Source organism: Bacillus sp. N12A5 (assembly GCF_026790125.1).
GTDB lineage: Bacteria > Bacillota > Bacilli > Bacillales > Bacillaceae > Bacillus.
The window spans coordinates 129,657-154,024 of record NZ_JALAMR010000007.1 but is presented as its reverse complement, the minus strand read 5'-3'; the positions used below and the strand labels follow the sequence as shown (position 1 = coordinate 154,024).

Genomic DNA, 24,368 nt, shown 5'->3' with positions numbered 1-24,368 from the left:
TAGTAGCTTTTAAGAAGTAGGTGCTATCAACGTGGGAGATTATCTGAATGTAGCAATAGAATTAGTTTGCGGTCTTGGCATTTTATTTATCATTTTAAAATTTCTGGGGAAAACGCAATTCTCTCAAATTACGCCGTTCGACTTTATTTCTGCTTTAATTTTAGGAGAACTGGTCGGAAACGCCGTCTATGATCATGAAATCAAGATAAAAGAAATTATTTTTTCTTCTCTTTTATGGGGCCTTCTTATTTTTTTGATTGAATTAATCACACAAAAACTCAAAGGAACCAGAAAGTTTCTGGAAGGCGAACCGAATATAGTGATTCATAAAGGAAAGCTGAAATACAAGATGCTGAAGAAAAATAAGCTCGATATTAATCAGCTGCAAAGCCTCCTGAGGCAAGCCGGCTGTTTTTCGATTCAGGAAGTGGAATATGCGATTTTGGAAACAAACGGGATGATCAGTGTGCTCCCGAAGGCTGATTTTGGCAAACCGACCAGAAAAGATATGAACCTTCCGCCTAAGGACGTATCTTTGCCGATTACGTTAATTCTTGATGGGGAGATTGTGTTTGACAACCTGGTGGAGGCGGGCGTGGATGAACAATGGCTAAAGCAATCGCTGCAAAAGCACGGAGTTGAAAAGGCTGAGGATATCTTATACGCGGAATGGCATGCCAACCAGCCGCTTTATGTCGTCACATATGAAGAAAGCAGTTCATCTTGACCCAAAAAAGAGCTTGCAGCAGGTGCAAGCTCTTTTTATTATTCGTGAGTTCCTTGTTTAACAGCTCTTACGTGGTACATGCTCACTTCAGTGCTGATTAGATAGTCAGGCTTTGGTTTCCCCTTGTTCGCTTTATGGCCGGCGATATGCGCATCGCTCTTTTCCCATTGCTTCCAGTGATCCTCAGATTCCCAGCGAATCATGACAACAACTTCCTCATCACCGCGGCGGACGTTTTTCTCAAGCACTGTTACATCAATTAAGCCTTCTTGTTTTTCAATGATTCCTTCAGCGCTGAAACGTTCTATGACTTGATCTGCATGGCCTTCTTTTACCGTCATTTTTCTCAATTGAACAAACATCGTCTCTCTCCAATCATTCTCATATATTATGATTGTAAATGAAATTCATTCTCAATGTCAAAGAAAGCGCATGGCGGCATAGCCGCCGCATCGTTATTCTTTCAATAAAAACACATTGCCGTCTTCGTCCTTAAATTGAACGAAGGTGCCCCACTCCATTTGATTGGGCTCTCCGAGAAATTCTACACCGTTTGCTTTCATTTTCTCGTATGTACCAAAAATGTCTTCACATTCAAACACGATAGAAGCCTTCATTTGTTCAGAGCCTTTCATCATGGCTTTCGGGTAAATCACTAAACGGGTCTGGGCTCCTTTTGGCGCAACCTCCAGCCAGCTTGCCTCAGGCCCCATCGGGTGGTCTGCCGCAATATCAAAGCCAACCTTCTCCGCCCAAAATTGCTTCGCTTTCTGTTGATCCTCAACATAGACAGCGACAGTGCCAATTTGTTTGATCATAGGAAAACCTCCAATTTGAAAGATAATGATACTATAACCTGTTTACGGCTGAAGTAACATAAAAAAATCAGCCGGAAAACCCGGCTGATTGTCGATTAATACGAGCAGCTCACAACATCTATCAGATTTGTGTCTAAGGCGAAATAAACCCAGCGGCGCCGTGAAGAATCCCAATAAAAGCCGCCGACGGATCTTCTGCCAAGAATGATCGGGAAGAACCAAAATGAGCGGCCGTTGGTTAACCAAACATAGGTAAACCGGAAGAGGCAAGGCCGAATGGTGATGGGTTCAACTAAAAAAGCAGCTCCTTGAGCACCCTGCGGCTTTTGCGGCTTCGCTGGTATTTGGGAAGGCGGGGGGCCCTGTGGCGCACCGCCAAAGCCAGGCACAGCCCCGCCGCCAATACCAGGGCCGGCCCCGCCGCCGAAGCCAGGCACAGCCCCGCCGCCAATACCAGGGCCGGCCCCGCCGCCGAAGCCAGGTACAGCCCCGCTGCCAATACCAGGGCCGGCCCCGCCGCCGAAGCCAGGCACAGCCCCGCTGCCAATGCCAGGGCCGGCCCCGCCGCCGATGCCAGGGCCGGATCCGCCGCCAGTACCAGGCACAGCCCCGCCGCCGATGCCCGACCATGGGTAACCATTTGGATAGCGGTATTCATATTCAAAAGCAGGCCAAGGATCATAAAAATGCCCGGCAAACATATAAGGATCAACATAATACATGTGATAACGTCCTTTCTCATTGTAAACTGTACATTTGCAGTCTATGCATGCGGGCATTTATTGGTGTATTCGCCTATGGTTGAAATTGGAATGTGTTCAGAATGCAGAATCATTTGATTTTTCACTAGTCCCATTCACAATTCCGATTTATCATTTTATAATGAAAGAGCTTCTATTATGAAAAAGGAGACAGACCGTGAATATCGATCAATTATTATATCAATATATCATAGACCACACTGCGGATATTACTGAGAAATGGTTCAGCTTGCGATGTCAGCTGAAAGGAGAGCTATATTCCGCCAGCCATTTAAGTGAAGAAACGAAAAAGCTCTTAACCGAGCAGCATACGTTTACCAATATAACAATCGCAAGCGCATTTCTGGAGGATCAAACCGAGTTTCAAGAACATATGGCAAAATGGGCGCAGAGCGTTGCGAAAAACAGGGTTGAGCAAGATGTTCAGGTTCATGAGGTTGTAGAAGCCATATCAAACTCTAGAATCTCATTCTGGGATGCTGTCGTTGCGTTTATCAAAGAGCATCAAGATATCGTCACCAATGATGATGCCGACCGATGGAACCGCATAGTGAATCAGTCGTTCGATAAGCTGATTATTGAGTTTTCTGAGCAGTACCAAAAATTTATGCTGATGAGGCTCACATCTCAGCAGGAACTGATTTCTGAGCTGGGCTGCCCTGTGATTTCCATTGCTGATGGAATCGGGATATTGCCGCTTATCGGTTCCATTGATACAAAACGGGCCCAGATCATTTTAGAAACAGTGCCAGTCCGCTGTGTCGAGAGAAAAATTACAAGCCTTGTCGTTGATCTTTCGGGTGTTCCGATTGTGGATACCATGGTGGCGCAGCAACTGTACAACCTGTCTAAAACGCTTTTCTTACTGGGTGTCAAAGCTGTCTTTTCAGGGATTCGTCCAGATGTGGCACAAACATCAATTCAATTGGGGCTTGATTTCAGTGAATATGAAACGTACGGCACGCTGAAGCAGGCATTAGAAAACATGGGTGTCCGCTGTATTGTTGAGGAATTGGAAGAAAACAAATAGAAAGTTCAATGAGGCATATGATTGTCCGGCGTCGGATGATCATATGCCTTTTTCATTCAAACAGAAATCACCATTGATTTATCAAAAAAAACATAATATTATAATTCTTATAAGAATACTATGAATTAAAACATATTCGAACAGGGGGAAGGTCTATTGGTTTCAAAATCAACGATTGATCCTGAAGTGATTGAAAAGATAATCAGCTCGCTGGAAACGCTCGATTTCGGCACCGTTCAGATTACGGTTCATGATTCTCAGGTGACCCAAATTGAGAAAATAGAAAAGCACCGTTTTTTGCTGAAAAGGAAAGAAACGAAGTGAGGGCGTAAAGGGTTTGTTTTCATTAAATTCTCCTTAAAACATATACATATTTCATCCAGTTTTTATATAATAGACCTTTAAGATCATTTTTTGGGAGGATTTTTGACATGCAAGCTACGGTTCACGAGAGTAAGCAATCGATCATGCAACGCATTTTGACAGTCTTTGTCTTCACATTGCTGATCGCGACTGTCGGCCTTTTTATCGGCCAATTTGTTCCTGTCGCTTTGATGCTGCCGCTTTCTATTCTTGAAGTGGCGATGATTATTCTGGCCTTCTGGATGCGCAGAAGAAAAGCGGTCGGATATGCGTTTGTCTATACATTCGCGTTCGTTTCCGGCATTACCTTATTTCCGATCGTCAGCCACTATGCTTCCATCGCCGGCGCCTATGTCGTGCTTGAAGCTTTTGGCTCTACATTTGTCATTTTTGCTGTTTTGGGCACAATCGGCGCAAAAATGAAGAAGGATTTATCCTTCCTGTGGTCATTTCTGCTGGTAGCGGTGCTCGCGCTGATGGTGGTGGGTATTTTCAACATTTTCAGCCCATTAAACTCAGCGGCGATGATGGCGTATTCCGTGATCGGAACCATCGTCTTTTCTCTTTACATTTTGTATGATTTAAACCAAATCAAACACCGCCACATTACGGAAGACTTAATCCCCGTAATGGCATTATCGCTGTACCTTGACTTTATCAACTTGTTCATCAACCTGCTTCGCTTCTTTGGCATTTTGAGCAGTGATGATTAATGAAAAAGCGCCTGTCTTTGGATAGGCGCTTTTTTTCATACACAACAAGGCAGGTGAAGGTGGGCGGCTGTCATTTTGTCAGGTGTGGCGCCTGTGCATTTGATGAGATGGGTTTTTTAGTCCTTAAACACGCTGAGCCTTTCAAAAAGATCACCCAGCATCTTCACGAACATGTCTTTTTCCTCATCGCTGTAGTTTTCCATCACCGCGGAGATTTTGCTGAAATGGCCAGGCAGAAATTGCTCCAGCCGTTCTTTGCCTTCCTTTGTCAGTTCAATGCTGATTTTTCGTTTATCCTCTGTGTGGTGCCTGCGGCTGACAAAACCGTCCCTCGCCAGCCCGTCCAGCAGGCCTGTAATCGTTGCTTTCGTGACGTTGGATTGGTTGGCAAGCTCTGTCGGACTTAACGTATGGTCCTTGGCATCAAAGAGCAGCATCAGGATTTTGAATTTTCCTTCTGACAGCCCGCGGCCTGCGAAGTAATGCTCCATCACATGATTCATTTTTTTAGAGATATCAAAAAGAGATAAAAACAATTCAAGAGAGCCGGCGTCTATATTGGCATACGTCTCGGCGTGCTCTGTTATATGCTTATATTTCGGTAAATGTTTTAATTCCATTGCAATGAGCTCCTGTACATTAGTAGTGACACGATTATAAAGGAGCGGAAATCGTAACGCAACCTGGATTGACAGCTTTTCACTCAACATAGTAAGGTAATGTAGTTAGGTGCCTAACTACATATAAAGCTGAAAAGGTGGTATTACATATGAAACATATTTTGATAGCAGGAGGCGGAATCGGCGGCTTGTCAGCAGCCATATCCCTCAGTAAAGCAGGGTTTTCCGTCACCTTGTGTGAAGCGGCTTCAGAAAACCGCAAAACGGGTGCGGGAATTCTTCAGCCGCAAAACGCAATGGCCGTCTTGAAAGAATTGGGCGTGTTCGAGGAGTGCTGTAAGCATGGCTTTCAAACAGAGTGGTTTAAAACGTTTGATGCACAGGGGAATCTCCTGTTTACAGTCAGCGAATCCTTTTTAGACGATACACTGCCGGGACGCAATAATATCCTGCGCAAAACGCTAAATGACATTCTCAAGAAGCATGCCGAGGCGGCGGGTGTAGACATCAAGTGGGGGAAAAAGGTTGTCTCCTATGAAGAAACAGCTGAAGCGGTCACTGCCGTATGTGAAGATGGAGAAAAGCTGCAGGCTGACATTCTGGCGGGTTTTGACGGCATTCACTCCGTTGTTCGCGATAGAATGCTGCAAAAGGAAACAGAAAAAGAGTACCTTGGCATGGGGGCGTGGCGCTTTTATATCGAACTTCCTGATTTTACATTTGAGGACGCGACATTAATGTATAGAAGCGGGGATACACAAATTGGCGTCGTTCCATTGGCGGAACACGCCGGCTATGTCTTCGTCCTCCAGCCTTGCACGAGTGATTACTGGGATGAGGAAGATACCCGGTTTGATAGAGTAAAAGAGATTCTTTCTGGTTTTCCGGGGCTGGATTTTGTCACAAAGCACATGTCAAAACAGCATCCTGTCATCTTTAACAAACTGGAGCAGGTCGCCGTGCAGGAGCCATGGCACAAAGGCCGCGTCGTCATCGGAGGAGACGCCGCCCACGCTGGAGCGCCGACCTTGGCGCAAGGAGCGGCAATGGCGATCGAGGATGCCATCGTCCTCGCCGAAGAACTCAAAAACCATGAAGGCCACGAAACAGCATTTCAGGCGTACTACAAAAGAAGAGCCCCACGAGCGCTCAAAGTCCAGAACCTTTCCTCAGAAATCGTCCGCCGCGGGCTGAAAGGAGAGCCGGGAGCGGAAGAATTGATTGGGGAGTGCTATGCGGTGTTGAGAGAGAGGTATTAAAGAGGAAAAGTCCAGAAAGTGATTTCTGGACTTTTTTTATTCTTGCTCTGTTTTATTACGTATCCGCTCAATCACCTCATGCAGCCCCTCAGGCTTATAAAACTCCACCGGCGAACTGCCCTTCTCAAACGAAATCGTCTCGGCTTCAATCAGCGCGACATAGCGCCCGTTCACTTTTGCGAGATGAATTGAATCGCCAAAATCCGCTAGCAATCCCTTAATCTCGGTGTCTCCGACTTTCATTTTCAGCTCGGCCTCGGGCATGTGCTCAATGATTTGGGCGGAGGCTTCGATCACTTGATGGGTGTCGAGGCGCTCTTGGATTTCCCGTTTTTCGCTCGCTTCCCAAATCTCAATGTCCTGCTCGAACTGCTTGAGCTCCTCGCTGTTGTCTTCGAATGTCTCGTAGACGTGCTCCTGCACCATGTTCATAACCTGGGTTTTCATGATTTCCGGCATCGATTCTCCGTATTCGACGAATTTCAGAAAGTCCTCAAAATAGCGGGCGTGCGAGGCCTGGTGGATTTTCAGCTCGCCTTCCTCGATCATTCCTTCCTCCGGCATGTACGGGTATTGGATGCTTTTCATGTTTTTTGTCGTGATCGCCATTTCGACTTTTTTAATGAGAGAAGACGCGTCAGAGATGCGGGCGACCTTCGGCTCAAAATCACATTTCATAATGAAGACAAATGACTCGTCAAAGTATTTTCTCGGTACGGCTGAAGCAACGAGGAACACGCCGCCGCGAACCGCGCTCGTGTCGAGGTACGTGCGGACGAACTGCTCGCTCAGCTCGTTGAAGTCTTCTTTTGTTTCCGCCAGACGCGCACGGTTGAACATGTTGTAGTTTGGGTTGGAATCGAGCTCATGGCCGGGCTCGACGATAAAATGGCCGATTTTCGTCGGGACCTGCTCGGACTGCGGATGGCGGTCTGCTTTCCGTTTGACGATTTTTTTCAGCTCCCCGTCGAGAAAGTCCTTCAGCTCGCTTTCTTCAAATTCACCCGTATCAAGGGTCTGGAAGTGCTTGAACTGTTTGTTCGCCTGCTCATCTTTGCCTTCCACCTGTATGACATAAAAGGATAAAAACCGAATTTCAAAATCCATATATGAACTCACCTTATTAACGTATTGTACAGCTTCTCAAGTATAGAAAAAACAGCGATCATGCGTCAATTGGGAGAACAGAATAATCATGGCCATGAAAGGGAAATGTAGTCAGATAGAAGGCATTTCATACGGAAAGGAATGGTTCGATGAAGAAAGCAAGCCCGATTCCTCAGCCGAAGACGTTTGGGCCGCTCGGAAATCTGCCTTTAATTGATAAGGACAAACCAACACTGTCGCTGATCAAACTGGCGGAAGAGCAGGGCCCGATTTTTCAAATCCATACACCCGCGGGCACGACGATTGTGGTGTCCGGCCATGAATTGGTGAAAGAGGTTTGTGATGAAGAGCGGTTCGACAAAAGCATTGAAGGCGCCTTGGAAAAGGTTCGCGCGTTTTCCGGTGACGGATTGTTTACAAGCTGGACGCACGAGCCTAACTGGAGAAAAGCGCACAACATTCTGATGCCGACGTTCAGCCAGCGGGCCATGAAGGACTACCATGAGAAAATGGTTGATATCGCCGTTCAGCTCATTCAAAAATGGGCCAGGCTCAACCCAAAGGAAGCAGTCGATGTCCCAGCAGATATGACCCGGCTGACGCTCGACACCATTGGACTGTGCGGATTTAACTATCGTTTTAACAGCTACTACAGAGAAACGCCACACCCGTTTATCAACAGCATGGTGCGGGCGCTTGATGAAGCGATGCACCAGATGCAGCGGCTCGATGTTCAAGATAAACTCATGGTCAGAACAAAACGGCAATTTCATCATGATATTCAAACGATGTTTTCGCTAGTTGACAGCATTATAGCGGAGCGCAGGTCGAATGGAGACCAGGATGAAAAAGATTTGCTCGCCCGCATGCTGAATGTGGAAGATTCGGAAACGGGCGACAAGCTTGACGATGAAAATATCCGTTTTCAAATCATTACGTTTTTGATAGCCGGACATGAAACAACGAGCGGCCTGCTATCCTTTGCGATCTACTTTTTATTGAACCATCCTGACAAACTGAAAAAGGCATATGAAGAGGTTGACCGGGTACTGACGGATGCAGCGCCGACCTATAAACAAGTGCTCGAGCTGAAATACATACGGATGATTTTAAATGAATCACTGCGCTTATGGCCGACGGCTCCGGCTTTCAGCCTTTATCCAAAGGAAGACACAGTCATTGGCGGAAAGTACCCGATTACGACGAAAGACAGAATTTCTGTGCTGATTCCGCAGCTTCACCGTGATCGGGACGCTTGGGGAGAGGATGCCGAGGAATTTCGGCCGGAACGGTTTGAACACCAGGACCAAGTGCCTCATCATGCGTACAAACCTTTTGGGAATGGACAGCGGGCCTGTATCGGCATGCAGTTTGCCCTTCATGAAGCCACACTTGTGCTGGGCATGATCTTAAAATATTTCACGCTGATTGATCATGAAAATTATGAGCTTGATATTAAACAAACCTTGACACTCAAGCCGGGCGATTTTCACATTAGGGTTCAAACCAGGCATCAGGAAGCCATTCATGCGGATGTCCCGGCAGCTGAAAAGGCCGCGCCTGATAAGCAAAAAGAGAAAACAGAAACAAAGGGCGCATCTGTCATTGGCCTCAACAACCGGCCGCTTCTCGTCCTGTATGGCTCTGATACTGGCACCGCAGAAGGCGTCGCCCAGGAACTTGCTGATACAGCCAGTCTTCACGGCGTAAGGACGGAGACGGCACCTCTGAATGACCAAATTGGAAAGCTGCCGAAAGAGGGAGCGGTTGTCATTGTGACCTCTTCCTATAACGGAAAACCGCCAAGCAATGCGGGACAGTTTGTGCAGTGGATTCAAGAAATCAAACCGGGGGAGCTTGAGGGCGTCCATTATGCGGTATTTGGCTGCGGCGACCACAACTGGGCGAGCACGTATCAGTACGTACCAAGATTCATTGATGAACAGCTTGCGAAGAAAGGCGCGACTCGGTTTTCTGCGCGCGGAGAAGGTGATGTCAGCGGTGATTTTGAAGGGCAGCTTGACGAGTGGAAAGAAAGCATGTGGGCGGACGCCATCAAAGCATTCGGACTAGAGCTTAATGAAAACGCCGATAAGGAACGAAGCACCCTGAGCCTTCAGTTTGTGAGAGGGCTTGGAGAGTCCCCGCTGGCCCGATCGTACGAAGCGGCTCATGCATCCATTGCCGAAAATCGTGAACTCCAGTCCGCAGACAGCGATCGCAGCACTCGCCATATCGAAATTGCATTGCCGCCGGATGTTGAATATCGGGAGGGCGATCACCTTGGCATATTGCCGAGGAACAGCCAAACCAATGTCAGCCGGATTCTTAACAGATTCGGTCTGAAGGGTACCGACCAAGTGACATTGTCAGCAAGCGGGCGCAGTGCGGGGCATCTGCCTTTGGAGCGGCCTGTCAGCCTGCAAGATCTTCTCAGCTACAGTGTCGAGGTGCAGGAAGCGGCTACAAGGGCACAAATACGGGAGCTGGCGGCATATACAGTTTGCCCGCCGCATAAACGGGAATTAGAAGAGCTTGCGGCAGAGGGTGTCTATCAGGAACAAATATTGAAAAAACGGATTTCCATGCTTGATCTGCTTGAAAAGTATGAAGCGTGCGACATGCCGTTTGAACGATTTTTAGAGCTTTTACGGCCGTTAAAACCGAGATATTATTCAATTTCAAGCTCTCCAAGGGTGAATCCGGAGCGCGCATCCATTACAGTCGGTGTTGTGCGCGGTCCTGCTTGGAGCGGCCTTGGCGAATACAGGGGCGTGGCTTCTAACGACTTGGCTGAACGCAAGGCGGGTGATGATGTTGTGATGTTTGTCCGCACACCGGAATCCCGGTTTCAGCTTCCGGAAGACCCTCAAACTCCAATTATTATGGTTGGTCCGGGCACAGGAGTAGCGCCATTCCGCGGTTTTCTCCAAGCCCGTACAGCTTTAAAGCGGGAGGGGAAAACGCTCGGTGAAGCCCATCTCTATTTTGGGTGCAGAAACGATCAGGATTTTATTTACCGAGAAGAGCTTGAGCAGTTTGAAAAAGACGGAATCGTCACTGTCCACACAGCCTTTTCCCGAAAAGAAGGCATGCCGAAAACGTATGTCCAGCACCTCATGGCTGGCCATGCAGAAACATTAATCTCAATTCTTGACCGCGGAGGCAGGCTCTATGTATGCGGTGACGGCAGCAAAATGGCCCCAGATGTGGAGGCCGCTCTGCAAAAAGCGCATGCGTCTGTTCATGGCACCAGCGAACAAGAAGCGGAAAACTGGCTGAAACATCTGCAGGATACCGGTATATATGCAAAAGATGTTTGGTCGGGGCTGTAAAGACTGGAGACATCCAGTCTTTTTTTGTCCTTTAAAAAAATGGTGATGTAGCTAAATGTAAGTGCATACAATAACCACAGTCCGCGGAAGGGCGGGCTGTCTGAAAAACCTATTTTTCGTTTTTGCTAGTTTATGTTATTCTTATACTCGGTATCTATTTCTTTTTTCCACGGCAGACATGACAAAAGAAACCCTTTTTTATTTTCTGAGAAAAAAAGTGAAACGAAATGAAGGCTTCTTTCGTCCAGTGTTTGGTTTGAAATAGGTGTAACAAAAATGGTATGGTGCAAAACATAACTATTCCGGGGGTTACCGCGGTGTATTTATTGTTGTGTGATGCCTTGATTTTGTTTGGAAAGAAGGAATAGGAAGACAGGATAAAGAGCAGGTAAATATGAATAAAGAACTTAAAGTGTTTAAGAAAGTAGAGGTTGCCATGAAGAAACTTTTTTCTTACAAACTTAGCTTTTTTGTGCTGGCTGTTATACTGTTTTGGGCAAAAACGTATTTATCCTACAAGACTGAATTTAATCTTGGGGTAAAAGGCACAACTCAGGAGATCCTCCTGATATTTAACCCGTTCTCAAGCGCCGTCTTCTTTTTAGGACTGGCTTTGCTGGCGAAAGGGCGTAAATCAGCCATTATCATGCTGATTATCGATTTTGTGATGACATTTGTGTTATATGCTAATATTTTATTCTATCGTTTCTTTGATGATTTCTTGACGTTCCCGAACATTAAACAGTCCGGCAATGTCGGAAACATGGGAGACGGGATTTTCAGTATCATGGCCGGTCATGATATTTTCTATTTCTTAGATATCATTCTTTTGATTGCGGTATTGATCTGGAGACCTGAATTAAAAGAATACAAAATGAAAAAACGTTTTGCGTCACTGGTGATCCTTTCCGGGGTCGCACTGTTTTTCATCAACCTGCACTATGCGGAAAAAGACCGTCCGCAGCTGCTGACAAGAACGTTTGACCGCAATTATATCGTGAAATATTTAGGTCTTTACAATTACACTATTTATGACGGCGTGCAGACGGCTCAAACGGAAACACAAAGAGCCTATGCGAGCAGCGATGATTTAACAAGCGTTGAGAACTACACAACGTCTCATTATGCAAAACCGAATGCCGAATACTTCGGTGCTGCCAAAGGCAAAAACATCATTAAGATTCACCTCGAAAGCTTCCAGTCATTCTTGATTGATTACAAGCTGAATGGTGAAGAGGTGACGCCTTTCCTAAATAAACTCGCACACGGCGGAGAAGATGTGACGTATTTTGATAACTTCTTCCATCAGACAGGCCAAGGAAAAACATCTGATGCCGAGCTGACAATGGATAACTCCATCTTCGGCCTTCCTGAAGGCTCCGCGTTTGTGACGAAAGGCGAAAACACCTATCAGTCGCTTCCGGCGATTTTGAATCAGAAGGAAGGCTACACAAGCGCCGTCCTGCATGGTGACTACAAATCGTTCTGGAACCGTGACCAGATTTACAAACATATCGGTTATGACAAGTTCTTTGACGCAAGCACTTATGATATGTCAGATGAAAACGTCATTAATATGGGACTCAAGGATAAACCGTTCTTTACAGAATCGATTCCAAAACTTGAATCTCTCAAACAGCCGTTTTATGCGCATTTGATTACATTAACAAACCATTATCCGTTTAATCTGGATGAAAAGGACGCGTCCATTAAGAAAGCAACAACTGGCGATAACACAGTTGACAGCTACTTCCAGACTGCCCGTTACCTTGACGAGTCGCTTGAGCAATTCTTCAAGGAGCTGAAGGAAGCCGGTCTGTATGACAACTCAGTCATCATGATTTACGGTGACCATAACGGTATTTCTGAAAACCATAACCGCGCGATGAAAGAGATTCTTGGAAAAGAAATCACAGATTATCAAAACGCGCAGAACCAGCGTGTGCCGCTGATGATCCGTATTCCTGGCAAAAAAGGCGGAGTGAACCATACGTATGGCGGGGAAATTGACGTCATGCCGACACTTCTGCACTTACAGGGAATTGATTCTCAGAAATACATTAACTTCGGTACTGATTTATTCTCTAAAGACCACGATGATACAGTGGCGTTCAGAAACGGAGACTTCGTGACGCCGAAGTACACATCTGTCGACAATGTCATTTACGATACGAAGACTGGTAAAAAACTGAAAGCGAATGAAGAAACGAAGAATCTAAAAACAAGAGTGAATCAGCAGCTGAGCCTGTCAGACAGTGTCCTGTACAAAGACTTGCTGAGATTCCACAAACTCAGCGACTTTACAGCTGTTGACCCATCTGAATATCATTATGGCAAGGAAAAAGAAATCAAATAAGACGAGAAAGAGCCTTGAGCGGGCATAGTGCCTTCGCTCAAGGCTCTTTTTTTTGGTTACATAACCAACTTGAAAAAATAGATTCCATTTGGTCACCAAGGCCGCCTTTCTCTCATATCATTACAGTAGATTTTGAAACCGGTATTGATATCGGACAAATTATCGGGGAAACGCCTTGATAGATTGTAAAGATGTACCAGGTTTCGAACTCAATATTCATAGAGATGAGGGGTAGAGATGAAAGCGGTCATTCTCTGCGGCGGAAAAGGAACGAGAATGAGTGAAGTCACGAATAACATTCCTAAACCGCTCGCCATGATAGGCGGCAAACCGATTCTATGGCATATTATGAAAATCTATCAGTACTACGGAGTAAACGAGTTTATTCTGCTTTTGGGCTATAAAGGCGAAAAAATCAAGGAATACTTTCTTGACTATGAATGGAAGCACAACAGCCTGACACTCGACAGCTCTACAGGAGAGGTGCAGATGCTGGGGCAGCCTGAAACGTGGAAAATTACGTTTTTGGAGACAGGGGAAGACACGCTGACAGCCGGGAGAATCCTGCAGGCGAAAGACTATATCGGCGATGAAACGTTTCTGCTCACCTATGGGGACGGGCTGGCCAATATCAATCTATTTCATCTCATCAGCTATCATCAGACAAAAGGTGCTGCCGCGACTGTCACCGGCATTGACAAAACCACGCAGTTCGGCACCTTGACGGTTGTAGACGGCATGGCGAAAACATTTTCGGAGAAGACATCGAGTGACGGAATCATCAACGGCGGATTCTTCGTTCTTGACCCCAAGGTTTTCGATTATTTGCCGAAAGACGGGAACATGATGTTCGAAGATGAACCGCTGAAGAACCTTGCCAAAGACGGAGAACTTGCCGTGTACCGCCATTACGGATTTTGGACGGCCATCGATACGTATAAAAATCTCTTAGAAGTCAACAAAATGTGGGATCAAGGACAACAAGTATGGAAGGTATGGTGAACTGATTTGAGTTTCTGGAAAAATAAAAACGTATTTGTCACGGGGTGTACAGGTCTTTTAGGAAGCTACTTGGTGAAAGAGCTGATTGAGCAGGGCGCAAATGTTACAGGGCTTGTCAGAGATCATGTGCCGCAATCCAACCTTTATCAGGGAGACCATATCAAGAAAATGAACATCGTGCGTGGCTCTCTTGAAGACTTGCCTGTGATTGAACGAGCGCTTGGCGAGTATGAAATTGATACAGTCTTTCACCTCGCTGCACAAGCGATTGTCGGCGTGGCAAACCGCAATCCGATTTCTACCTTTGAAGCGAATATCCTTGGCACGTGGAATATTCTCGAAGCCTGCCGGAAGCATCCATTAATTAAGCGGGTGATTGTCGCATCAAGTGATAAAGCTTATGGCGATCAAGAAAACCTTCCGTACGATGAGAATATGCCGTTGCAAGGCAAGCATCCGTATGATGTCTCAAAAAGCTGTGCAGATTTGATTAGCCACACCTATTTCCACACGTACGGGCTTCCGGTCTGCATTACGCGCTGCGGGAACCTGTACGGCGGCGGGGATTTGAACTTCAACCGCATCATTCCGCAGACGATTCAGCTTGTGCTGAACGGCGAAGCGCCGGAAATCCGCAGTGACGGCACCTTTGTCCGTGACTACTTCTATATTGAGGATGCCGTTCAGGCTTATTTGCTTCTGGCAGAAAAAATGGAAGAAAACAACCTTGCTGGAGAGGCCTTTAACTTCAGCAATGAAATCCAGCTGACTGTCCTTGAGCTGGTAGAAAAAATATTGAAGAAAATGAACAGCAGCCTAAAGCCAAAGGTGCTGAACCAGGGAAGCAATGAAATCAAACATCAGTATTTATCCGCGGAAAAAGCAAGAAAGCTGCTGAATTGGGCACCCGCTTACACCATTGATGAAGGACTTGAAAAAACGATTGAGTGGTATACGGAATTCTTCAAAAAGTAATGTGAAACGAGGTGAACATGACTGTGACCAGCGCATATTGCACCGTTTTATCAAAAGGGAGATTATATCAGGCAGTCGCCCTATTTAAGTCATTAGAGCAGGTGGATCAAGATAGTCCCATTTTTATCCTGTGCATGGATGAAGATACGCACCGCGTCTTACAGAAGCTGAAGATGAAGCAGCTGAACCTTGTGCCGGTGTCTGCGCTTGAAAATGAAATGCTTCAGAAGCTGAAGGGATCAAGAGATCAAAGCGAGTACTGCTGGACGATGAAGCCGATTTTTCTGCAAGCTGTGCTGAACAGCAATCCCGAGCTGGAGCGTGTGACGTATATTGACGGAGATTTATTTTTCTACGCCGATCCATCGCCGATTTTTGAAAACCAGCCAGATTGCTCGGTGCTGCTTTCACGGGGGGATATCGTAATCCCATCCTTTGAGAAAGAGCAGATTGACATGCTCCAGCGGCTTTTGGGCAGGTATAACTCCGGTTTTATCAGCTTTAAGCATGATGAAGCCGGCACGGATTGCTTGGAGTGGTGGAAGGAACGCTGTCTTGAGGAGTGCAAAAATGCACCTGGTGAAGGGAAATTCGGTGATCAGGGCTATTTGGATTATATGTCTGAGCTGTTTCCGAATGTGTGTGACATTACGACACCCGGTGTGAACATCGGCCACTGGAACTACGGGCAGCATACGTTTTCCTGGAATGATGGCCGAATCGTGCTGGAGGATGGCAGCCCGCTGATTTTTTACCATTTCAGCGGATACCGAATCGTCAGCATGAATGAAATCAAACAGATTCATGAAACAACCCGCACAGACCTGCCGTTTGTCCATGAGCTGTATCAAGAGACACTCCCGCATATCATTCAGCACATCAAAACGTTAGACCCTGAATTTAACGGTTTTGCTTCAAAAGATGATAACAAATAAATGATTTAATACAGGAAGTGAATATGAAGTGAAAGCAAGCGTTATTATTCCTGCATATAATTCAAAGGAGCGTCTTTATAACAGCCTTCTGTCTTTAAACCAGCAGGAGTGCGATGAAGAATTTGAAGTCATTGTAGCGGACAATGGCTCTGAGGACGGGACGCTCTCGATGCTTGAGTCGTTTCAAGCGGATTTTCCGCTGATCTTTACACGGATTAAAGAAAACAGAGGCATTGCGTACGGGCGAAATCAGGCGCTTCGCAATGCCAGAGGAGATATCCTGATTTTCCATGACAGCGATATGCTTGCGGCAAAGGACCTTGTGGCAAAGCATATCAAAGCCCATGAGAACGTAGAGAATCTCGTCGTGTGCGGTTTGTTTTGGAAACGGATCTATAGCTTTTATTATGAACGCTTTGAAGATGAACATAAAGAACAGCTCGCAAAGCTTGTAGACGAAATGCCGAAGAAAGACAAACAAAAGCTGCTGATGGAAGAGGAGATCAAAAACGGGAGCTTCCTGGACAAAAGCTTTGACCTCGATACCGAGTTTATTGACGTGCTCAAGCGGATTCTAGATGAGTACGGCGATGACCTGAAAGGCTATCATATGCCATGGCGCTTTTTTATCACGAATAATTCCTCTGTTAGACGCAACCATGTGGTTGATCTAGGTTTATTTGATGAAGGCATTGTGCGGTACGGGTTTGAGGATTATGACCTCGGGATCAGGCTTCATCAGGCCGGACTGACCTTCAGGCTGCATCGCGATATTGTCAGTGTTCATCAGGAGCACCCGAGCAATTGTAAGTCTGTAGACGATATTCGGGCAAACATTGCCTATATGTGCGATAAATACAATAACATCCGCTCCTTAGGTGTTCATCTCGCTTTTAACGGGCCGTTTCCTCCTGACATGACGAACAGAATCATGGCTGATATTCATAAGCTGCTGGAATCTCAAAAATATGACATGCTGCTGAATCTGTTTCTTGAGCTGCTTCATGTTGTCAAAGAGCGCAACATTGACCCGGATTGGCAAAAGAAAGCCCCAAGGATGACGGCGAACAGCTTTGATTTACAAACCGTTCGCAAGCTTCTCCCAAAAGCGAAGAAAAAGCTAGGCGTGAATGATTTTGCCAACGCATTGTATGCGCTTGTCAACGATTTGCTGCACGTGGATCTTAGATAATTGGATGTGGTATGGTGAGTACATTTCATTTTTCAACGATAGTGTCAAGGACGCATATCTTTAAGCTTATGCCCATGATTCATTCTCTCCATGAGCATTGTGATAATTTTCATTTGTATGTGTTATGTGTCGATCAGAAGGCGTATGAATTGCTTCAGCACGTCCCATGGGAGCATGTAACCTTTGTGCAGCTGCATGAAATGGAAGATCCGGAGCTGCTGAAAGAGAAAAGCAACAGAACGTTTCATGAATATTGCTGGACATTGAAGCCTGCTTTTTTATTCCATGTCATGAGCAAATGGAATGAGGCTGACTACTTTGCCCATATGGATACCGATCTGTTTTTCTTTGCTGATCCGGCATGTATTTTTGCGGAGAACCCAACAGCTTCTCTGTATTTGACCGATCACCGCAACTCACTGCGTTTCATGTCCTACTATGAACGGACCGGCCGCTATAACACAGGATTTGTCGGTGCCGGAAATACGAAGGAAGCCTATGAAGCGGTGTGGCAGTGGAGACAAGACTGCATTGCATTTTGCACGGTAGAAATGGATACAGAACGCAAGACGTACGGCGATCAACGATATGTGGAGAAATGGCCGGCGCAGTATAAGAGTGTGCATGTTGTCAAATCAATCGGAGCCAATACAGCGCTTTGGAATATCGAGAACTATAAGGTCGCGCAAAAGGACGGCCGCGTGTATGTAGATGAAACGCCCCTGATTTTCTACCATTTCTCCGGGTTTACACTGGTAACGGAAAATGAGTTTAATCTTTGCTGGTATTACCGGATTGAAGATGAAGCGACAATTGAAATGATTTATATGCCGTATGTGTTGAATCTGAAAAGATGGATTGACGAAATACAGTCTGCATTCCCGGACTTTGCGGACGGCTTTATCCCGAAGCACGCAGTGCCTGACACTCATTTTATCCAGCTGGATTAAATAAAACCCCTGCCGCATGGCGAGGGGTTTTTCAGCTATGCCATTCTCTCAGCTTCTGATCGCTCGGCAATAGGAAGGCAAGGATGCCGAGAACAGGGAGAAAGGCAATGGCAATCATTGTCGGAGTCAGTCCCGCGGCGTCAATCAGAGCGCCCAGCGCAACAGCGCCAATCGCGCCCATTCCGAAGGCGAGCCCGACAGTCAAACCGGACATTGTGCCGATTTTTCCAGGAACTAGCTCTTGTGCGTAGACAACTGTTACGGAAAAGCTTGACATCAGAATCAAGCCAATCAAGGCAAGCACGCCATAGGCGAGAACAGGGCCGGCAAATGGCAGCAAAATCGCCAGCGGCGCAGAGCACAGCAGCGAACCGAGGATTACGAAGCGTTTTCCAAAACGGTCTGCGAGCGGGCCGCCGAGAAACGTGCCGACAGCGCCGAACAGCAAAAAGACAAAAATATAGCTTTGTGCCTGCTGAATGCTTACGTGATATGTATCCATCGCGTAAAACGTGTAAAAGTTGCCGATCGCACTCGTATACCAGGAACGCGCAAAAATGAGAAATATAATAATGATAAGAGCAGATACTACAGATTTGGTGATGGCTGTTTTTTCAGCCGTTTTCTTTTGTTTGCCGGACTGCTGGGCAAGGCTTCCGAGACGTACAGCATACCATTTCGCAATATACAGCAGAAACATAACAGCGAGCGCGGCGACAAGCGTGAACCAAACGGCGCCGAATTGTCCGAGCGGCACAAGGATCAGCGCGGTGATCAGAGGCGCCATCGCCTGGCCTGAGTTTCCGCCTACCTGATAGATCGACTGGGCGAGCCCGCGTTTTGTGCCGGCGGCCATATACGCCACACGGGAGCCTTCCGGATGGAAAATGGCCGAGCCTAATCCGATGAAAAACACACAGCATAAAATCGTTACAAATGACGGGGCAAATGCCAGGCCCAAAATGCCAAGCATGCTGGCGGTCAGACCGATTGGCAGCGCGTACGGCCGCGGCCGTTTATCGGTATACCAGCCGACGACAGGCTGCATGACGGATGATACCATGTTTAATGTAAAAGCGATGATGCCGAGCTGTGTAAATGTCAGGCTCATGGAGCGTTCCAAAATAGGGAACATGGCCGGAATTACGGCTTGCAGCGAATCGTTGAGCATGTGGCAGATTCCGATGATAATCAAAATCGGATACACCGTGGTGTCGGGTTTTTGAACTGTTTTTTCTTTTAGCGGGGCGGCAATAGCCAAATGAGTCTCCTCCTTACATCTATAACCAAAGCATATCACCATATTATTCATAAGGTGAAGAATTTATCAAGAGGAAAAAAGACTCTTCTAAAAGCGTCGTCAGCTTGATTAGTAGCTGACGGGATTTTCGATCTTTAAAATGGGGTACAGTTCTTCAAGCTTGCGAATCTCATAGGTTGGCAGGATCTCTGGCTCGTTTGGCTTATTGCCAGGGTTAATCCAGCAAGTATCAAGCCCGGCGAGCTGTCCGCCTTTGATATCAGCTGTCAGTGAATCTCCGATGATTAATGTGTACTCCGCGGAAAATTGGGGAATCCGTTCAAATACGTAATTAAAATACTCCTTCATCGGCTTTTGGAAGCCTGTGTCTTCAGAAACGAAAATATTCTTGAAGAACGGAAATAATCCTGCATCACGGAGGCGCTTGTATTGTGTCTTTGACACGCCGTTTGTCACGATATACAAATCAAACTGATGCTGCAGATTTGAGATGAGATCAAAGGCGCCGTCAATAAGATGATGCCCTTCTTCGAGAAAGCTGCGATACTTTTGCTCAAGCAAAGTGCCGTCCGCTTCATAACCGCACTCCTTGAACAAAGCGGAAAAACGGGTATTCACGACTTCATCCCGAGTCATCTTACCTTCTTCAAAGGCTCTCCAGAGACCTTGATTAATCGTTTTATACTGCGCCTTCATGTCATTTGTTAAAGGAATGTTCTGATCCTCAAACAGCAAACGCAGCGCTAAAGCTTCTGCCGCTTGAAAATCGAGGATGGTATCATCTACATCAAATAATAAAGTGCGGTATTGTTTCATCTGTGTATCTCCCTTTTCATGAAGTACTCAAAGTATAGCACATAAAAAAAGGAAAAAGCCGGCAGGTGAGGCACCGCCGGCTAAAAGAGATTATTTGTTTAATAAGCTGTGTTTTCTTGAATACAGAAAATAAACCAGCGTTCCGATAGCGATCCAAATCACAAATGAAAGCCATGTGACGCCGGGAAGGCTGTACATGAACCATAGGCAGATGCCCGCGCTGATAATCGGCACTACCGGAACAAACGGCACTCTGAAGGACGCTTTGATGTCTGGAAATTTCTTTCTTAACACAATGACTGCAATCGAAATGACGGTAAACGCGGCAAGCGTTCCCATGTTCACCAGATGAGCCAGCGTTCCGAGATTAATAAAGCCGGCGATCCCCGCTGCAACGATACCTGTCAGCCATGTGTTGCGGAACGGGGTTTTAAAGGACGGATGAACCTTTGCGAACAACCCGGGCAGAAGACCGTCTCTGCTCATGGCAAATGTCAAACGGACCTGAGCGTACAGCAAAGCAAGCATAACCGTTGTAATCCCAATAATGGCGCCGACAGAAATGATTCCGGCAACCGCGTCCTGGCCGACGAATTTCAGTGCAAAGGACACCGGATCTCCGACATTCAATTTTGTATAAGGCATCATGCCTGTCAGCACAAGGGATACCGTGATGTACAGAACCGTGCAGACGGCAAGGGCTGAAATAATGCCGACGGGCATGTTTTTTTGCGGATTTTTCACTTCCTCTGAAGCGTTAGAAACCGCGTCAAACCCAAGATACGCGAAGAACACAGTTGCCGCGCTCAGAATGACGCCTTTCATCCCGAATGGCATAAAAGGAGACCAGTTGTCCGGTTTGACATAGCCGATGCCGACAATAATGAACAATAAAATGATCCCGATTTTCATCAGTACGATGACGTTGTTAAAGCGAGTGCTTTCCTTGACGCCTCTGCTGACAATCGCAGTGATGATGAGAATGATCACTGCAGCCGGAAGGTTAAATACGGCGCCCGGGGTGCTCCCCGGCGCTCCTGTCAATGCGGCCGGAATATGAAGGTTGAAGCCGGCAAGCAGTGATTGAAAGTATGACGACCAGCCGGTGGCAACCGCCGACAGTGCAATGACATATTCAAGCATGAGATCCCATCCGATCAAAAAGGCGAGCAGTTCTCCGAGTGTTACGTAGGAGTATGAATACACGCTTCCCGATATCGGAATCGAAGACGAAAACTCAGCATAGCAGAAGGCAGCAAGCGCACAGGCGAGCCCCGCTAAAATAAACGATATGATGAGAGCGGGACCTGCACCGGTCGCTGCCACTGTTCCTGTAATGACAAAAATCCCTGTGCCGATGACACAACCGATGCCAAGCAAGGTTAAATCAAATGCGCTTAACGTACGGGCAAGGCTTTTTGACTTGCTCTGCGCACTCAATGTTTCAAGCGGTTTTTTTCTAAATAATGAACTCATCAAAAGTTCCTCCTGGAAAATTCGAAATATTCTAATCATTATATACAGTTCTTGTTGTATTATATTGTCGAAATTTGGCGCAGTCAATCATATATTTTTCTGCTTTAAAAGATAGAAGCAAAAAAGCGTTGGCGTATCATAGTATAGTAATTTTTACTAATCATATATTCAATTTTATGCAGGGTGAACCGATAGAAAAAATAGAATCGCCCATATTTCGACTTGCGGTTAAAAAGGAGATGCTGACCATGTTTCAATATGAAGAATTGAATAAACAGTTTATCGGCGGAAAATGGCAGGAGGGCAGCAGCCCAAATGTACTGGAAAACAAAAATCCTTATACTCAAAAAACATTCACAACCTTTCAAAAAGCGACTGCTGACGATGTAGATGAAGCGTACAGGGCAGCGGCGCTGGCGAAGAAAAAATGGGATGCGGTCAATCCGTTCGAGAAAAGAACCATTTTAGAAAAAGCCGTCACGTATATCGAAGAGAACGAAGAAGCCATCATTTATTTGATTATGGAAGAGCTTGGCGGAACAAGGCTCAAAGCAGCTTTTGAAATCGGTCTTGTCAAAAACATCATAAAAGAAGCGGCAACGTTCCCTGTCCGCATGGAAGGCAAAATTCTTCCGTCAACAATAGACGGAAAGGAAAACAGATTATATCGCGTGCCTGCAGGTGTAGTCGGTGTCATCAGTCCATTTAACTTCCCATTCTTTTTATCTATGAAATCAGTGGCGCCCGCGCTTGGAGCCGGGAATGGCGTCGTATTAAAGCCGCATGAGGAAACGCCGATTTGCGGCGGTACGCTGATTGCGAAAATTTTTGAGAACGCGGGAATTCCAGAGGGGCTGCTGAATGTTGTTGTCACAGACATTGCAGAAATCGGAGACAGCTTTGTTGAACACCCAGTGCCGCGGATCATTTCATTTACAGGTTCTACGAAAGTCGGCAGTTACATCGGCCAGCTTGCGATGAAGCATTTTAAAAAGCCGCTTCTTGAACTCGGCGGCAACAGCGCCTTCATCGTACTTGAGGATGCAGATATAGAATATGCGGTCAATGCGGCGGTGTTCAGCCGATTTACACACCAGGGACAGATTTGCATGTCAGCCAACCGCGTACTGGTTCACTCATCAATTTATGATAAGTTCCTTGAACTGTATCAGGCAAAAGTGGAATCGCTGAAGGTCGGCGACCCGATGGATCCTGATACGATTATCGGGCCTTTAATCAACAGCAGACAGACGGACGGACTGATGAAATCTGTCGAGAAAGCGATTGAAGAAGGCGCTGTTCCAGTGAAGCTTGGGGGATTTAACGGGACGATCGTAGAACCGACGATCTTAAAAGACGTTAAACCGTTCATGAGCATTGCCAAGGAAGAGCTGTTCGGACCTGTCGTTTCCTTTATGAAGTTTGATTCAGAAGATGAAGCGGTAGATATCGCAAACGAAACCCCGTTTGGTTTGAGCGGTGCCGTACATACGTCAAATCTTGAGCGCGGCGTTGCTTTTGCGAAACGCATTGAAACAGGCATGATTCACGTCAATGACACGACCATTAATGATGAACCGAATGTGGCCTTCGGCGGTGAAAAGCAATCAGGCCTCGGCCGTTTGAATGGCGAGTGGAGCCTCGAAGAATTTACAACGCTGAAATGGATCTCAGTTCAGCACGAAAAACGAAGCTTTCCTTACTAATAAAAAAGGAGTGAATGGAATTGAGCATTAAAACGGAAAAAGAAACCGCAGATCTTCTGGATGCATTTATCAAAGTAGCCCCTTATTTAAACAGCCTGGTCCAAGATGATATTACAATCGGCATTTACGATACGGAAAAACTGCTCGTGAATATACCGGCCAAAACCTTCTCGCTGAACGTAAAAGCCGGCGATCCGCTGCAGGAAGGGGATATTATCACAGATGCCATCCGCAGCAACCAGAAGAAGACGAGCATGGTGCCGAAAGAATTGTTCGGTTTCCCATTGATTGCCCGTGCCATCCCGCTTCACGACGAGAATGGAAGAGTCATTGGGGGCGTCGGCCTCGGAACGAGCCTTGAGGAGTCGTCTAAGCTTCATGATGTGGCAGAAAGCTTATCGGCTGTTGTTGAACAAACGGCTGCTGCCATTTCCGACATTTCTGAATCTATCAACGGGTTTTCAACCCAAATGTCGGGCATTTCCTCTCAGGCGAAAAAGGTAAGCGAAAGTGCCGGTGAAATCGCCGATATTTCAGTAACCGTGAAAGGCATCTCTGACCAAAGCAACCTGCTCGGCTTGAACGCTGCGATCGAAGCGGCGAGAGCTGGAGAGTCCGGAAAAGGCTTCTCTGTCGTGGCAGATGAGATCAGAAAGCTAGCAACACACTCGAAAGAAAATGTCGGCCAAATTGATCAAATCACGAAAAAAATCCACAGCCTGCTGAAAGGGCTGGAGGAATCAATAGAGTCAATCAACCAGCATACGGATGGACAAGCCGCTGCCGTTGAACAAATTTCCGCTACGATGCAGGAGATTTCAGGAAGCGCGCAGCATCTTGCAAAAATGGCAGAAAAAGCGCTTGAGGAAGAGTAAGAGACCGGGGACAACTGTCCCCGGTCTTTTTCTTATCCCGCATTTCCATGAAATTTGCCTGACGTTTTACTAGTTTTATTCCAGCAGCTGA

22 protein-coding genes are annotated in these 24,368 nt (G+C 46.4%); 14 read left to right on the top strand and 8 right to left on the bottom strand.

Going from position 1 to position 24,368, the window contains the following annotated elements:
* Nucleotides 1-31: 31 nt before the first annotated feature.
* Nucleotides 32-727, top strand: coding sequence for a DUF421 domain-containing protein (locus MOC09_RS08785; RefSeq protein WP_268370238.1), 696 nt, complete (start codon nt 32-34; stop codon nt 725-727).
* 38 nt (nt 728-765) lie between these two features.
* On the opposite strand, the gene hmoA is transcribed toward MOC09_RS08785, so the two are convergent.
* The 3 genes from hmoA to MOC09_RS08770 form a co-directional block, all read right to left on the bottom strand.
* On the bottom strand, nt 766-1,089 hold the full coding sequence (hmoA, locus tag MOC09_RS08780) for a heme-degrading oxygenase HmoA (protein ID WP_268361415.1): 324 nt from the start codon (nt 1,087-1,089) through the stop codon (nt 766-768).
* Nucleotides 1,090-1,182: 93 nt separating this feature from the next.
* Complete coding sequence (locus tag MOC09_RS08775; protein WP_268361413.1) at nt 1,183-1,545, bottom strand: VOC family protein; 363 nt, start codon at nt 1,543-1,545, stop codon at nt 1,183-1,185.
* A gap of 95 nt (nt 1,546-1,640) precedes the next feature.
* Nucleotides 1,641-2,267: a hypothetical protein gene (locus MOC09_RS08770; RefSeq protein WP_268370236.1), complete on the bottom strand. Its 627-nt coding sequence runs from the start codon at nt 2,265-2,267 to the stop codon at nt 1,641-1,643.
* A 196-nt stretch (nt 2,268-2,463) separates the two neighbouring features.
* On the opposite strand from MOC09_RS08770, the gene MOC09_RS08765 reads away from it, so the two are divergent.
* The 3 genes from MOC09_RS08765 (at nt 2,464) to MOC09_RS08755 (ending at nt 4,412) form a co-directional block, all read left to right on the top strand.
* Nucleotides 2,464-3,336, top strand: a complete 873-nt coding sequence (locus MOC09_RS08765; protein WP_268361410.1) for an STAS domain-containing protein — start codon at nt 2,464-2,466, stop codon at nt 3,334-3,336.
* Between the two features lie 156 nt (nt 3,337-3,492).
* Nucleotides 3,493-3,660: a YezD family protein gene (locus MOC09_RS08760; RefSeq protein WP_268370234.1), complete on the top strand. Its 168-nt coding sequence runs from the start codon at nt 3,493-3,495 to the stop codon at nt 3,658-3,660.
* A gap of 107 nt (nt 3,661-3,767) precedes the next feature.
* Nucleotides 3,768-4,412, top strand: a complete 645-nt coding sequence (locus tag MOC09_RS08755) for a Bax inhibitor-1/YccA family protein (RefSeq protein WP_268361408.1) — start codon at nt 3,768-3,770, stop codon at nt 4,410-4,412.
* Between the two features lie 116 nt (nt 4,413-4,528).
* On the opposite strand, the gene yetL is transcribed toward MOC09_RS08755, so the two are convergent.
* Nucleotides 4,529-5,032 carry a transcriptional regulator YetL gene (gene yetL / locus MOC09_RS08750; RefSeq protein ID WP_268361406.1) on the bottom strand — a complete coding sequence of 168 codons (504 nt, stop codon included), beginning with the start codon at nt 5,030-5,032 and terminating at the stop codon, nt 4,529-4,531.
* Nucleotides 5,033-5,181: 149 nt separating this feature from the next.
* Here yetL and MOC09_RS08745 point away from each other — a divergent pair, with 149 nt between their 5' ends.
* Complete coding sequence (locus MOC09_RS08745) at nt 5,182-6,291, top strand: FAD-dependent oxidoreductase (RefSeq protein ID WP_268361403.1); 1,110 nt, start codon at nt 5,182-5,184, stop codon at nt 6,289-6,291.
* A 36-nt stretch (nt 6,292-6,327) separates the two neighbouring features.
* Here MOC09_RS08745 and MOC09_RS08740 read toward each other — a convergent pair whose 3' ends face one another.
* A complete protein-coding gene (locus MOC09_RS08740) occupies nt 6,328-7,398 on the bottom strand; it encodes a DUF3900 domain-containing protein (protein ID WP_268370232.1) in 1,071 nt (356 codons plus the stop codon).
* Between the two features lie 149 nt (nt 7,399-7,547).
* Between MOC09_RS08740 and cypD the strand changes: the two genes are divergently transcribed.
* From cypD to MOC09_RS08705, 7 genes are all read left to right on the top strand, one after another.
* Nucleotides 7,548-10,733, top strand: a complete 3,186-nt coding sequence (gene cypD, locus MOC09_RS08735; protein ID WP_268370230.1) for a bifunctional P-450/NADPH--P450 reductase — start codon at nt 7,548-7,550, stop codon at nt 10,731-10,733.
* Nucleotides 10,734-11,169: 436 nt separating this feature from the next.
* Nucleotides 11,170-13,089: a lipoteichoic acid synthase LtaS1 gene (gene ltaS1 / locus MOC09_RS08730; protein WP_268370337.1), complete on the top strand. Its 1,920-nt coding sequence runs from the start codon at nt 11,170-11,172 to the stop codon at nt 13,087-13,089.
* Nucleotides 13,090-13,326: 237 nt separating this feature from the next.
* Complete coding sequence (locus MOC09_RS08725) at nt 13,327-14,091, top strand: glucose-1-phosphate cytidylyltransferase (RefSeq protein ID WP_268370228.1); 765 nt, start codon at nt 13,327-13,329, stop codon at nt 14,089-14,091.
* Nucleotides 14,092-14,097: 6 nt separating this feature from the next.
* Nucleotides 14,098-15,066: a GDP-mannose 4,6-dehydratase gene (locus MOC09_RS08720; protein ID WP_268363017.1), complete on the top strand. Its 969-nt coding sequence runs from the start codon at nt 14,098-14,100 to the stop codon at nt 15,064-15,066.
* Nucleotides 15,067-15,089: 23 nt separating this feature from the next.
* On the top strand, nt 15,090-16,001 hold the full coding sequence (locus tag MOC09_RS08715) for a putative nucleotide-diphospho-sugar transferase (protein WP_268363018.1): 912 nt from the start codon (nt 15,090-15,092) through the stop codon (nt 15,999-16,001).
* Nucleotides 16,002-16,029: 28 nt separating this feature from the next.
* A complete protein-coding gene (locus MOC09_RS08710; RefSeq protein WP_268367211.1) occupies nt 16,030-17,193 on the top strand; it encodes a glycosyltransferase family 2 protein in 1,164 nt (387 codons plus the stop codon).
* A 14-nt stretch (nt 17,194-17,207) separates the two neighbouring features.
* Entirely contained in the window at nt 17,208-18,143 is a 936-nt protein-coding gene (locus tag MOC09_RS08705) for a hypothetical protein (RefSeq protein WP_268370226.1), read from the top strand.
* 31 nt (nt 18,144-18,174) lie between these two features.
* Here the strand turns inward: MOC09_RS08705 and MOC09_RS08700 are convergent, their stop codons facing one another.
* From MOC09_RS08700 to MOC09_RS08690, 3 genes are all read right to left on the bottom strand, one after another.
* A complete protein-coding gene (locus MOC09_RS08700) occupies nt 18,175-19,404 on the bottom strand; it encodes an MFS transporter (RefSeq protein ID WP_268370223.1) in 1,230 nt (409 codons plus the stop codon).
* A 108-nt stretch (nt 19,405-19,512) separates the two neighbouring features.
* On the bottom strand, nt 19,513-20,220 hold the full coding sequence (locus MOC09_RS08695; RefSeq protein ID WP_268370221.1) for a YjjG family noncanonical pyrimidine nucleotidase: 708 nt from the start codon (nt 20,218-20,220) through the stop codon (nt 19,513-19,515).
* Between the two features lie 90 nt (nt 20,221-20,310).
* Nucleotides 20,311-21,696 carry an amino acid permease gene (locus MOC09_RS08690; RefSeq protein ID WP_268370219.1) on the bottom strand — a complete coding sequence of 462 codons (1,386 nt, stop codon included), beginning with the start codon at nt 21,694-21,696 and terminating at the stop codon, nt 20,311-20,313.
* Nucleotides 21,697-21,944: 248 nt separating this feature from the next.
* Between MOC09_RS08690 and yfmT the strand changes: the two genes are divergently transcribed.
* Together yfmT and MOC09_RS08680 are read left to right on the top strand one after the other, a co-directional pair.
* Nucleotides 21,945-23,402 (top strand): benzaldehyde dehydrogenase, encoded by a 1,458-nt coding sequence (yfmT, locus tag MOC09_RS08685; protein ID WP_041519150.1) that lies wholly within the window; start codon nt 21,945-21,947, stop codon nt 23,400-23,402.
* A gap of 14 nt (nt 23,403-23,416) precedes the next feature.
* Nucleotides 23,417-24,277, top strand: a complete 861-nt coding sequence (locus tag MOC09_RS08680) for a methyl-accepting chemotaxis protein (protein WP_268361493.1) — start codon at nt 23,417-23,419, stop codon at nt 24,275-24,277.
* Nucleotides 24,278-24,368 lie beyond the last annotated feature (91 nt).